12 protein-coding genes and 1 other annotated feature are annotated in these 12,716 nt (G+C 37.7%); all 12 genes read right to left on the reverse strand.

What is annotated here, in order from left to right:
- Positions 1–291: 291 nt before the first annotated feature.
- Entirely contained in the window at positions 292–3,042 is a 2,751-nt protein-coding gene (gene ileS / locus AC1DFT_RS16195; RefSeq protein WP_478159911.1) for an isoleucine--tRNA ligase, read from the reverse strand.
- A 77-nt stretch (positions 3,043–3,119) separates the two neighbouring features.
- Positions 3,120–3,344, reverse strand: a binding site (T-box leader).
- 53 nt (positions 3,345–3,397) lie between these two features.
- Positions 3,398–3,907, reverse strand: coding sequence for a DivIVA domain-containing protein (locus tag AC1DFT_RS16200; RefSeq protein WP_478159913.1), 510 nt, complete (start codon positions 3,905–3,907; stop codon positions 3,398–3,400).
- Between the two features lie 96 nt (positions 3,908–4,003).
- Positions 4,004–4,792, reverse strand: coding sequence for a YlmH family RNA-binding protein (locus AC1DFT_RS16205; protein ID WP_478159915.1), 789 nt, complete (start codon positions 4,790–4,792; stop codon positions 4,004–4,006).
- Positions 4,793–4,839: 47 nt separating this feature from the next.
- The gene (locus tag AC1DFT_RS16210) at positions 4,840–5,103 is read right to left on the reverse strand and encodes a YggT family protein (protein WP_478159917.1); all 264 of its coding nucleotides are present in this window, start codon (positions 5,101–5,103) and stop codon (positions 4,840–4,842) included.
- Between the two features lie 19 nt (positions 5,104–5,122).
- Complete coding sequence (locus AC1DFT_RS16215; RefSeq protein WP_478159919.1) at positions 5,123–5,599, reverse strand: cell division protein SepF; 477 nt, start codon at positions 5,597–5,599, stop codon at positions 5,123–5,125.
- A complete protein-coding gene (locus AC1DFT_RS16220) occupies positions 5,596–6,288 on the reverse strand; it encodes a YggS family pyridoxal phosphate-dependent enzyme (protein WP_478159921.1) in 693 nt (230 codons plus the stop codon). Before AC1DFT_RS16220 ends, AC1DFT_RS16215 begins: the two co-directional genes overlap by 4 nt.
- Before the next feature lie 77 nt (positions 6,289–6,365).
- A complete protein-coding gene (locus tag AC1DFT_RS16225) occupies positions 6,366–6,605 on the reverse strand; it encodes a YlmC/YmxH family sporulation protein (protein ID WP_478159923.1) in 240 nt (79 codons plus the stop codon).
- 106 nt (positions 6,606–6,711) lie between these two features.
- The gene (gene sigG / locus AC1DFT_RS16230; protein WP_478159925.1) at positions 6,712–7,494 is read right to left on the reverse strand and encodes an RNA polymerase sporulation sigma factor SigG; all 783 of its coding nucleotides are present in this window, start codon (positions 7,492–7,494) and stop codon (positions 6,712–6,714) included.
- A gap of 90 nt (positions 7,495–7,584) precedes the next feature.
- Positions 7,585–8,292: an RNA polymerase sporulation sigma factor SigE gene (gene sigE, locus AC1DFT_RS16235; RefSeq protein ID WP_478159927.1), complete on the reverse strand. Its 708-nt coding sequence runs from the start codon at positions 8,290–8,292 to the stop codon at positions 7,585–7,587.
- The gene (locus AC1DFT_RS16240) at positions 8,292–9,134 is read right to left on the reverse strand and encodes a sigma-E processing peptidase SpoIIGA (protein ID WP_478159929.1); all 843 of its coding nucleotides are present in this window, start codon (positions 9,132–9,134) and stop codon (positions 8,292–8,294) included. Before AC1DFT_RS16240 ends, sigE begins: the two co-directional genes overlap by 1 nt.
- A gap of 988 nt (positions 9,135–10,122) precedes the next feature.
- Complete coding sequence (ftsZ, locus tag AC1DFT_RS16245; RefSeq protein ID WP_478159931.1) at positions 10,123–11,283, reverse strand: cell division protein FtsZ; 1,161 nt, start codon at positions 11,281–11,283, stop codon at positions 10,123–10,125.
- 42 nt (positions 11,284–11,325) lie between these two features.
- Positions 11,326–12,618 (reverse strand): cell division protein FtsA, encoded by a 1,293-nt coding sequence (gene ftsA, locus AC1DFT_RS16250; protein WP_478159933.1) that lies wholly within the window; start codon positions 12,616–12,618, stop codon positions 11,326–11,328.
- Positions 12,619–12,716: the final 98 nt, after the last annotated feature.

Raw genomic sequence — 12,716 nt, forward strand, 5'->3', positions numbered from 1 at the left:
GCCAACGCCAACACGATGTTGGTCACGAAGGCGTTGCCACACGATGTGGCGTTCTTAGCCTTTGTTCCTCTGCCTGAGTAAGATGAGACTTCACAACGTACGCGCAAGCGGCGGTGAAGGCTCATCACTCACCCCACGGAAAGCGTCCGTCCTGCTGCGAAAATCATAGCGGTCGCTAGTCAACGCACTACCACGCAGTATCCCTACACCGTGCTTAATATAAAATATATGCTTTACAATTTCTTAGAACATAAAAAAACGTGGTCCTACTAAAAGGACCACATTTACTAATTACATATAATTTTCTTCTACAACATCTGCACAGCGCGTACATAATGTTGCATGTTTTTCATTTGTACCAACCGTTTCCGAAATAGTCCAGCAGCGTTCACATTTTTCGCCATCTGCTTTTTCAACTAATACCGAAGCATGCTCCAGTACAAGACTATTTTCAGCAGCAGTTTCTACTAACTCAAATTTTGATACGATAAACAACTGTGCAAAATCAATTGCATCTGTTTCAAACAACGATTTATATTCATCTTTCACATATAAAGTTACTTTTGCTTCTAATGATTTACCAATTGTTTTTGCATTACGTGCTTCTTCTAATGCTTTTAACACATCGTCACGTAAGTCCATAATCTTCGTCCATTTAGTAGCTAGTTCTTCGAAATCTGGATATTGTACCGCATCCGGCATATCCGTTAATTGAATACTTGCTTCTGTTTCATACTCTAAATAAGACCAAAGCTCATCTGTCGTATGCGGTAAAATCGGTGTCATTACTTTTAACAATGTAAGTAAAGTATCATACATTACTGTTTGCATCGCACGACGATCTGGATGATTTTCTCCGTAAATGTATACAACATCTTTCGCAACATCTAAATAGAAGGAGCTTAACTCACCCGCAACAAAATTGTTTACAGCGTGGTAAACTGCTGCAAAATCGTAGCGATCATATGCCGCGCGAGCTGTTTTTAATACATCCTGCAATCGCATGAACACGTATTTATCCATTTCGCGTAAGTTTTCATATGCAACACGATCTGTTGTAGGGTTAAAGTCTGTCACGTTACCATGTAGGAAACGGAATGTGTTACGAATTTTACGATATACTTCTGAAACTTGTTTCAACATGTCCATTGAAATTCGAACGTCGCCTGTATAATCGACCGATGCAACCCATAATCGTAAAATATCTGCGCCGTATTGGTTCATTACTTTAGATGGAAGAATTACATTTCCAACTGACTTACTCATTTTGCGACCTTCTCCGTCTAAAACGAAGCCGTGAGAAAGCAATCCTTTGTACGGTGCGTATCCATTAATCGCAACACTTGTAATAAGTGATGAGTTAAACCAGCCACGATATTGGTCAGATCCTTCTAAGTATAGGTCTGCTGGATATTTCAGACCACGCTCTACGAGTACTCCTTGGTGAGAAGACCCTGAGTCGAACCAAACGTCCATAATATCGTTTTCTTTCGTAAAGTGACCATTTGGACTACCTGGGTGTGTAAACCCTTGTGGTAATAAATCTTTCGCTTCTCTTTGGAACCAAATATTAGAACCATGCTCGCGGAACAATGTAGAAACATTCGCAATTGTTTCTGGCGTGATGATTGGCTCTCCGTTTTCCGCGTAGAAAATTGGAATCGGCACACCCCATGCACGTTGACGAGAAATAACCCAGTCTCCGCGGTCGCGAATCATATTGTACAGACGTGTTTCACCCCATGCTGGTGTAAACGCTGTTTCGCGAACTGCTTGTAATAATTCATCACGGAATGCATCAATAGAAGCAAACCATTGTGGTGTTGCACGATAAATAACTGGTTTTTTCGTACGCCAGTCATGTGGATAAGAATGCGTAAAGAAAGTTAGTTTTTCAAGTCGTCCTAGTTCTTTTAATTTTTCTGTTACGACTTTGTTTGCATCGTCATAAAATAATCCTTCAAAGCCAGGCGCTTCATCTGTATAGCAACCGCGATTATCTACAGGGCTTAAAATATCTAGACCATATTGTTTTCCGATTAAATAGTCATCTTCCCCGTGGCCAGGTGCTGTATGAACGCAACCAGTACCAGCATCTGCCGTTACATGCTCCCCTACCATGACAAGAGAATCACGATCATAAATTGGATGCTTGGCTACAACGTATTCTAGGTCTGAACCTTTTACTTCTTGTAGCACTTCATATGCTTCCCACTCTAAAGTTTCCGCTAATGATGTTAGTAAGTCTTTTGCTACAATGAACTTATTGTCCGCGACTTGTACTACAACATAAGTGAATTCTGGATGCACGGAAATACCTAAGTTTGCTGGAATTGTCCAAGGAGTTGTCGTCCAGATGATGAATTTTGCATCTGCTGGTACAACATCTTTTGCATCTTTTACTTCGAAGCTTACATAAATAGATGGTGATTTTTTGTCTTGGTACTCAATTTCTGCTTCTGCTAGTGCAGATTCCGAAGATGGTGACCAGTAAACTGGTTTTAAGCCTTTATAAATATAGCCTTTTTCAGCCATTTTACCGAATACTTCAATTTGGCGAGCTTCGAATTCTGGTTTTAATGAAATATAAGGATTTTCCCAATCACCGCGAACACCTAGACGACGGAATTGTTCACGTTGGTTGTCGATTTGTTCATAGGCATATTTTTCGCAAAGTTCACGGAATTCTGCAACGGACATTTCTTTGCGTTTTACCCCTTTATTAGTTAACGCTTGCTCGATTGGTAATCCGTGGGTATCCCAACCTGGAATGTAAGGCACGTGGTAACCAGTCATAGAACGATGACGAGTGATCATATCTTTTAACACTTTGTTTAATGCATGCCCGATATGAATATCTCCGTTCGCATATGGAGGACCATCATGTAGGATGAATTCTGGTAGATCCTTTGTACGTTCTAGTTGTAATTTGTTAATGTCCATTTCGTTCCATTTTTCTTGCATTTTTGGCTCATTTGCAGGTAGATTTCCACGCATTGGGAAATCTGTTTTCGGCATTAATAACGTGTCTTTGTATTCCATTTAAATTCCTCCTAATTTTAAGAAAAGCGCAAGCGCATTTGTAGTTGGGCTAAAAAACAAAAAAACTCCTCATCCCAAAAAGGGACGAGAAGTTTGAACTCGCGGTACCACCCTACTTGCGATTTTATGAAAAAATCGCCGCTTAGTATGCCATAACGGGACATAAACCGAAGACACTTACTTTCTTTTTTCGGTGTCCTTGCTCCAAAGTGATAATCTAAATAATTTTATTGCTTGAGCTTTCACCATCCTCAAGTCGCTAATTCGAAAATTATTTTAGACGTCTTTTTCAACGCATATTTTATATGATATGAAATCATTATAGAAAATGTAAGTCCATCAGTCAAGAATTGTATTAATCTTCTGTTGCTGAAACTCGATCAAGGCTCTCGGTATCCACATCATACTCCATTAAATGATTCCAGTCATCTGTATTGATCAAATCGAGTTGTGCTTCTACTAGCATTTTAAAACGATTACGGAAAACTTTGGACTGCTTTTTCAAGTCCTCAATTTCAATTGCAACTCTTCTTGCTTTGGATAGTGCCTCATTGACAATTCGGTCGGCATTTTTTTCTGCTTCTTTCACGATTAACTTCGCTTCTTTTTGCGAGTTTCTTCGTACTTCTTCCGCAGCTTCCTGTGCTACAACGATAGACTTATGTAAAGTCTCTTCAATCGATGTGAAATGCCCAACTTTTTCGCTTGAAGATTTTAATTTGGTTTCCAGATCTTTTTTTTCTTTTAATAAGATTTCAAGATCTTTCATTATTTGATCAAGGAATTCGTTTACTTCATCCTCATTATACCCTCGAAATCCTTTACTAAATTCCTTGTTATGTATATCAAGTGGTGTTAGTGGCATTTGTTCCATCTCCTTTGACTAGACTATCATTCTTTTCTCTATTATACATTTACGAATGAGGGAAAACATCTAAAATTCGAAGTTTCTTGTATAAATTTATTTTTTTTGCTCTAAACGACCTATTTGAAGTCGTATTTTATCTTTTTTTGTTCTTCCTTCAATMATTAATAATTTAACTCGTCCCAATCCGCGAACAGAAAGTAAGTCCAGTTCCTGTAATTCCATAGACGTCTGATCTTTCTCTGCCCAATTTACTTTCACTTTTCCGCTTGAAATTAGGTTAGCTGATTTTTGACGGGAAATATTGAAAACAGCAGAAAGCACCGTATCTAAACGTAAAGAGCTTACCGTCAATGTCTCGGTTAGCCATTCTTCTGACTGCCCGAAATAGTTAAGTGGATCCTCTACCATTTCTATTTGTACTTTCACTTTTCCAATAGATGTAAAGTTCGCTCGAACATAGTCTAAAACTTCTGCAGCAACGACAAATTGAATGGCACCTTCCACAACCCGAATATCCCCAAATTTACTCCGATCAATGCCTAAAGACATCATAGATCCTAAAACATCCTTATGCTTTAATGTAACGAATTTCGTCGGATATTTCACTTCTACCACACACATAGAAAAATCTTCTGTCGTAGGTACAAAATAAGAAGGATACAATAATACTCTTTTTCGTTCTGCAACATCTAGTGCGCCGCTTGCTGTTGATTCGATTCCTTCATATTGTCTTCGAATCGAATCGACGATAAATTGCTGTCTTGGATCTAAAAAGTCCAATAACTTCGGGGCATACCTATGTTCTACTTCATGCACCATACTTACTACCTGCTCTATAAAAGGCTGCTCTTCTTTCCTAAAATGCTGTAATACATGTTCCATTTGAGTTTATCTCCTTATGTATAATAAAAACCCCACAAATGTGAGGTTTAAATAAATGCTAGAAAAAGATACGATACTCCACTCATTGCAAGTCGTAAAGCAAAAATAGCGACAATTGGAGAAATATCAATCATACCTAGTGGAGGGATGATTTTACGGAATATATCTAAATAGGGATCGCAAATTCTTCCGAAAAACTTTCCGACAGCCGATTGTTGGATACTTGGTACCCATGACATTAAAATATAAATAATCAATGCATACGTATAGATGGTTACTGCGTTACTTAGTAAATATAAAAATAAAACCATAGTTTAAATTGCTCCTCTATTAATCTAAATCGTTATAATAATAATCCGAAATGGCTCCAGCTACTTCGACAGAATCAGGTGCACACAGGAAAATATCAGTCCCAACTCGTTGGATATCTCCACCTAAAGCATATACGGTTCCGCTTAAAAAGTCGATGATTCTGATTCCTTGATCTTTATCGATACGTTGTAAGTTTACGATAACCGCTTTTTTACTTTTCAAATGCTCTGAAATATCCTGTGCTTCCGCATACACACGTGGCTCTATTAACATTACTTTGGAAGACTTTTGCACATTTTGAATGCTTACTAAATTTGGTACAGTCATTTCTTTAGGTGTCGTATTAAATTTACGCTCTTTTGCAGGAGACTTAGCCGGTTGTTGTCGCATTTGACTTTCTACTGGTTGTTGCTGAGGTTTAGGCTGCTGTGTTGCTGAAGTTTCTTCCTCTTCGTCTAAGTAGAAGAAATTTTTCATCCAGTCTTTCATGCTCATTTAATTTCCTCCCTCTCTTTACCTACTAATGCTGTACCAACTCTTATAAATGTAGCACCTTCTTCAATTGCAATTTCATAGTCTCCGGACATTCCCATCGATAATTCTGTACAAGGAGCATGGGTTAACTGTTTGGCTGCAATCTTTTCTTGTAGTGCTTTTAGCCTACGAAAGACTTTACGTATAACCGAATCATCATCCGTATTAGGGGCCATTGTCATCAATCCAATGACACGAATACGGGAATAGTTTTCTAACTCATTTATAAAATTTTCTGCTTCTTCGATAGAAAGACCATGTTTTGACTCTTCTTCGGATACATTTACTTGTACAAAACAATCTTTCGTCAATGTCGCTCTTTTTTCTATTTCGTCTGCTAAACTAATGCGGTCAAGCGAATGCAAATAATCTACTTCGTTAATAACTGACTTTACTTTTCTAGTTTGTAACGTTCCTATGTAATGCCATTTGACATTGTCTGAAATGGCATCTAATTTGTTCTTAAGTCCATCTGGTCTATTTTCTCCCAGATGGGTTATGCCAGTAGCGATTACTTCTTTTGTACGGTCCACAGAAACTTCTTTCGTCACTGCAATAATCGTAACATCTTCCATTTTTCGGTCGGAACGGTTACAAGCATCTTGAATACATTGTTTTATTTGTTTTAAATTTTGTTCTACGTTTGTCATATGAAAACCAACTTTTCATCATCAATATTTTCTTTATTGTATCAATGAAACGCTGATTTATCAATGATGAAACTTGCCTATTCTATGTTTCTTGAAACAATTATTACATCTTTTCCAATTATAGCTATATTTTCAACAGCTATTTTTTTAGTTTCTCTTTTTTTATTAAAGAAAGTCGGATATGCTCCACTGGTCTCCACGATAAATGAAACAATACGCCCGCTTTCTTTATCAATTTCCGCATCGACAATAAATCCTAATAATTGGCCGCTGCTCGCTTCAATTACTTCTTTCTGCTGTGCATCAGAAAACTTCATTGTTAACCTCCTTTTAACACATTGTATGAATGAAATCGGAAAAAAACGCTTCTTCTATGCAGAAAAAGCGTTTCGTCTATTTTTCGTCTTAACTATTGAACAGGAATCATTTAGGGTTTAAATGGCTTTGGATTGTAGACAAAGCACTTTTTTCCAAACGGGAAATTTGGGCTTGAGATAATCCTAAATCCATGGCGATTTCTGTTTGTGTTGCTCCGTAGTATATTCTTTTCGTTAATATTTTCTTTTGTCTTGCATCCAAGTTTTGGAAGCTTTCTTTTACTGTAAAGTAGGTTACCCATTGATCTTCTGATACATCATTATCACATAATTGGTCCATCATATAAATAGCGTCCCCTCCATCACTAAAAATAGGTTCTTGGAGGGAAACTGGATCTTGAATAGCATCCAAAGAAAGTAATATATCTTCCACTGGTATTTCTAATATTTTCGATAAGTCTTCCAATGTTGGTTCTTGTAAATGTTCATTTATATATTGTTCTTTTGCTTTCATCGCTTTATAGGCAATATCTCGTAACGATCTAGAAACACGCACAGAGTGATGATCGCGTAAATGTCTTTTAATTTCTCCAATAATCATCGGAACAGCATACGTAGAAAAACGAACGTTATGCTTAAGGTCAAAATTTTCAATAGACTTAATCAAACCGATACATCCAACCTGGAACAGATCATCTGCTTGTTCGCCGCGATATGCAAATCGTTGAACAAGACTTAACACTAGCCTTAAATTACACATAACCAGCTCTTCCTTAACCGACACTTCACCTGCTTGTAACCTGATAAACAATTCTTTCATTTCTTCATGCTTAAGTAAAGGAAGCTTAGATGTATCAATGCCGCATAATTCTACTTTTGTTCTCGTCATAGATCTTCCTCCGGACTTTTTAATTGGTTCTTAGTCAGTTTGTCCGCTAGAGTGAAGATTATTCCGAGGTGTAGAATCCAATTTCAACCATTATGCAATTGGTTCATTTAACAGCTCTTTTAAATCTAATATTATTTTCTTTTCTAAGCGAGATATATAAGACTGTGAAATGCCTAAATGATCCGCTACTTCTTTTTGCGTCATTTCTTCTTTTCCATTAAGCCCGAAACGACATTGCATAATATATTTTTCCCGATTTCCAAGTAAATTAATCGCTTCAAACACATGTTGTCTTTCCAGCTTTTTTTCCACATCTTCTATGATTAAATCTTCACTTGTTCCTAAAATATCGGATAAAAGAAGTTCATTCCCATCCGAATCAGAGTTTAATGGTTCATCAAAAGAAACTTCTGATTTCATGCGATTTGTTTTTCTTAAGTGCATTAATATTTCGTTTTCGATACATCTGGACGCATATGTAGCTAGTTTAATTCCTTTATCGAGATTAAAGGTTTCGACTGCTTTAATCAGCCCAATAGAACCGATACTAATGAGATCCTCGATATTTGTATTCGTTTGATCAAATCTTCGTGCAATATACACGACAAGTCTTAAGTTTCGTTCGATTAATACATCTCGCGCATGCTCGTCTCCATCCATAAAAGCTAAGAGCATTTCACGTTCTTCTTCCCTTGATAGCGGTTTTGGTAATGATTCATTGCCACCAATATAATGTACTCCGCTTCTTTTAAATGATAATATCCAATAATATAATCGACGCCATAATCTCAACAGCATTATCTAACACTCCTTTTCTTTAAATGGAAATAAGAAGAACTATGCAAAATTCCGTCTGCTCCATGTGGAAATTTATCTTTTACCCTTGTCATGACGATATAACCTTTTGGTAAGGGCAGGTCATTTACAATCCATTCCTCGTACTTTATCCCAATTACCCAAGTTTTCTCTTTTTGTATAGTCGATATTGGTATTAAACGTAATTTTGTTGCATATTCTTTGGAGAGTTTGTCCAGTCCTTTATCTTTTTCGAACTCCCACTTGCTAATCGTTTCAAACAATTCAGTTGGTAATACATCTTGTAATACTTCTGCCGCAACAAAATGTACTGGATCATTCGAAAGTGGTTCTTTACATACATTCCCTGAGTCTATAAAAAGAGTTAGCTCCTTTGTTTCCCCAAACAAAGTTATATGAGATGCGTATAATAACTCTCTTTCTGCACTTGAAATATTTAAATGAAGCACATGTTTCGTTAAGAAGTACAGTCCACCAATTGCAATTAACGCGAAATTTACAATCATAAATATGTTACTACTATTGCTATACATTGGTGCGATTGCGGTTAATAAGCCACCTGCGAAAATGCTCGCTAGTAATGTTAATGTAATTGCTTTTACGATTTGTGTTCGTTTCTTCCAAAAAGCAATGCCGATCATCACAAAAAAAGATAAAATAACTGTACTTACATGATGAGAGAAAATGACTGTAATCACTCCTGCAGTAAACGCCGAAAGGAACAAATATCTTTTTTGGTTTTCTATCCAACCAATTTTGTTTGCAAATGCTAACACGGTATAGTTGAAAAAAGTATTAGTTGCAATCATGACTTCCGCGTACATGATTCTCCCCCCTTTTTTACTAAATGGTACCATGTCACTTTTAAAAACTTTGTCAAAAGAACGGTGGAAAAGCGTCTTTTTTAACGACAAAAAACATAATAAAAAAACTACCTATATAATGGATAGTTCACTATATTGGGAAACTGCGACGTAGTGACCGCTAGAATTTCCGCTGCAGGGCGGACGCTTTCCACGGGGTGAGCGATGAGCCATCGCCGCCGCTTGCGCGTACGTTGTGAAGTCTCATTATGCTCACTCATCCCGTAGGAGTCGCCGCCTTTCCGCAAAAATCAATCGAAAATATTAATTTATGAAGTGACTATATTAACAAAAAGTGGTTGAAAACGACAAACTAATCTAGAAAGTATTAATCTCGCTAGTTGGACGGTCATTTATACATATTACCCCAATAATGGGTTGAAATTATCGTCGTCTCGTCCCAAGTCAACTTGCTGTTTTGAGAATTGGTTGCTTTCACTGGCGATTTGGTTGCTCTCATGTTGGTTTGATTGCTTTCGGAATAGAATTGATTGCTTTCAGGGACCTATCTGTTGCACTTAGCCATTTTCTGGATGCGTGAAATGAATAAATTGGATAATAACCTGTTTTTGGCAAGTCGATACTGAATAGGTAAGCAATATCCATTTATTTTCGCTGCAGGCGTCGACTCCTACCGGAGGCCAACAGGATGTTGGTCACGAAGGCGTTGCCACATGATGTGGCGCTCTTAGCCTTTGTTCCTCTACCAGAGCAAAATGAGACTTCACAACGTCCGCCTAAGCGGCGGTGAAGGCTCATCGCTTACCCGGTGGAAAGCGTACGACTGCAGCGAAAATCCTAGCGGTCACCTAATAGGTCTTTTACGATGCATTATCCCTATACTCTGTCCCATAGAAAATGACATGCTCTATGAAACTTTCTAAACAAAAAAGCTATCTCCCATTCGATGTTGTTCGAATTGGGAAATAGCTTCATCTAAAATTATATATTAACGACGTTGACGATTTCTCAAGAACGTTGGAATGTCTAGTGCATCCTCTTGCGAATGGTTAGGCACTTGACGTTCTTGGCGTTCATGTTGTACTGGTTGTTGTATTTCTTCTTTACGTTGTTCACGGATTGGAGTAGTTGGAGCAGCTTGTTGTGTTCTGCTTCCTCCAAAGCCTGAAGATCTTGGTTGTTTTTGCATAATTAGTTCTTCATTGAAACCAGTTGCGATTACTGTTACAACAATTTCATCTTTCAAATTATCATTAATAACCGAACCGAAGATCATGTTCACTTCTTCATCCGAAGCAGATGCAACAATATCAGCAGCCTCTTGTACTTCGAACAAACTTAAATTAGAGCCACCAGTAATATTCATCAATACTCCAGTTGCACCGTCAATAGACGTTTCAAGAAGTGGACTGGAAATTGCTTTTTTCGCTGCTTCTGCTGCACGATTTTCACCGGAGGATATACCAATACCCATAAGTGCTGCGCCTTTATCAGACATAATCGTTTTAACATCGGCAAAGTCTAAGTTGATAAGTCCTGGAACGGCTATTAAATCAGAAATACCTTGTACCCCTTGACGTAATACATTATCTGCTTCTCTAAATGCTTCTAGCATCGGCGTATTTTTATCTACGATTTCCAATAAGCGATCATTTGGAATAACGATTAACGTATCCACCGCTTCTTTCATCATACCAATACCACCTACCGCTTGGGTAGAGCGTTTACGACCTTCAAAAGTAAATGGTCGCGTTACAACACCGACAGTTAATGCGCCTAAATCACGTGCAATTTGAGCGATTACAGGGGCAGCACCAGTACCAGTTCCTCCACCCATTCCAGCTGTGACGAATACCATGTCAGCGCCTTTTAATGCTTCCTCAATTAGTTCCTTGCTTTCTTCTGCTGCTTTTTTACCGACTTCTGGATTTGCACCTGCTCCTAATCCGCGAGTGAGCTTACCACCGATTTGTAATTTCACTTCAGCTTCTGACATTTTTAATGCTTGCGCATCTGTATTAACAGCGATGAAATCTACTCCTTGAACTCCATGTTCAATCATTCGATTTACTGCATTGTTACCGCCGCCACCTACTCCAATAACTTTAATAACGGCTAATTGATCTTCACTTGTTTCGAATTCTAACATGCTATTGCCTCCTATATTCTCTTGAGCTATGATAAAGGTTTGTTATTCAAAAAATTTGTCGAAAAATTTCTTCGCTTTTGACATTGCGCTCTGTTTGTTTTCATTTGTCGAATTTTGAACAGTTTGTTTTTGTTTTTTAGGACTTGAAACTGCTTCACTACTAGCCATTTGTGCTAATGCTTGGCTATTACCAATTTTACCATAGAAAAGATCTTCTTTATAGGCATATCTTATAAGACCAACAGCAGTCGTGTATTGTGGTTCACGTACCCCAATATAATCTGGTGTATACAATCTCACTCTTGTTTGTAGAATATGTCTGGCTAATTGAGCTATTCCATCCAATTTAGAAACGCCACCAGTTATAACGACACCACCAGGTAGATCTAGGAGACCCATTCTATAAAACTCTTCTAACACCAATTCAAATAATTCTTCTAGACGAACACCGATGATCTCTGCAATATAGCGCTGAGAATACTGCTCTTTCATATCTGCTCCAATTACTGGGACTTCAAACAGTTCATCATCAGAAGCATCATCATAAAAAGCATGTCCATACTTCAACTTAATCATTTCCGCTTGTTCCGTTGGTGTCTTTAATACAATCGATAAATCTTTTGTAATATGATCTCCACCTACAGGGATAACAGATGTATTAATCAAATGCCCTTCGTTGAAAATGGCAATTGTAGTAGAACCACCACCGATATCAATATAGGCAGTACCATGATTTTTTTCATCTTCTGTTAAAGCGAAATGCCCACCTGCAAGTGGTTGCAAATAAATCTCTCTAATTTGCAGACCAGCTCTTTCCACACATCGCAACACATTATGTAAAATTGTTTTCGATGTAGTCATCATAATACCGTCTAGTTCTAATCGAGTCCCGATCATCCCGCGAGGATCTTTTATTTCTTCTAGATGATCCACGATAAATTGCTTCGGTGTAATATTGATCAATTCTCTTTCAGGAGGGATAGACATTACTTGAGCAGACTCAATGACACGTTCTAAATCACCATCTGTAATTTCTCTATCTTCTCTATTAACGGCTACTACGCCTTTTACATTTTGTATATTTGCTAGATTCGCTGGAATTCCTAGAACGATTTCATGAATAGACATTCCAATCATTCTTTCCGCTTCGCTTATTGCTTTTTTAATAGACTGAACTGTTGCGTCTATATCAACAATGGTGCCTTTTCGAATACCATTTGATTTTACATTTCCTACACCTATTACATGCAGCGAGTCGTCATTCATTTCGCCGATTAATACTTTAATCGAAGACGACCCGATATCTAGTGATACGTACAATTCTGATTGATTCAACCCGTGGCACCTCCTATTTACTCTTTAACTATTATTCTAGTGTAAAAACCGCATAAAGTCTAAAACTTTATAAGGTAATAGATAAATATTCTAATTTT

This window comes from Psychrobacillus sp. 05T411 (assembly GCF_056396485.1).

Excerpts from the sequence above, each read along its gene's own strand:
- ileS (WP_478159911.1), bottom strand. The coding sequence starts at position 3,042 with ATGGAATACAAAGACACGTTATTAATGCCGAAAACAGATTTCCCAATG.
- AC1DFT_RS16200 (WP_478159913.1), bottom strand. The coding sequence starts at position 3,907 with ATGCCACTAACACCACTTGATATACATAACAAGGAATTTAGTAAAGGA.
- AC1DFT_RS16210 (WP_478159917.1), bottom strand. The coding sequence starts at position 5,103 with ATGGTTTTATTTTTATATTTACTAAGTAACGCAGTAACCATCTATACG.
- AC1DFT_RS16215 (WP_478159919.1), bottom strand. The coding sequence starts at position 5,599 with ATGAGCATGAAAGACTGGATGAAAAATTTCTTCTACTTAGACGAAGAG.
- AC1DFT_RS16220 (WP_478159921.1), bottom strand. The coding sequence starts at position 6,288 with ATGACAAACGTAGAACAAAATTTAAAACAAATAAAACAATGTATTCAA.
- AC1DFT_RS16225 (WP_478159923.1), bottom strand. The coding sequence starts at position 6,605 with ATGAAGTTTTCTGATGCACAGCAGAAAGAAGTAATTGAAGCGAGCAGC.
- sigG (WP_478159925.1), bottom strand. The coding sequence starts at position 7,494 with ATGACGAGAACAAAAGTAGAATTATGCGGCATTGATACATCTAAGCTT.
- sigE (WP_478159927.1), bottom strand. The coding sequence starts at position 8,292 with ATGCTGTTGAGATTATGGCGTCGATTATATTATTGGATATTATCATTT.
- AC1DFT_RS16240 (WP_478159929.1), bottom strand. The coding sequence starts at position 9,134 with ATGTACGCGGAAGTCATGATTGCAACTAATACTTTTTTCAACTATACC.
- ftsZ (WP_478159931.1), bottom strand. The coding sequence starts at position 11,283 with ATGTTAGAATTCGAAACAAGTGAAGATCAATTAGCCGTTATTAAAGTT.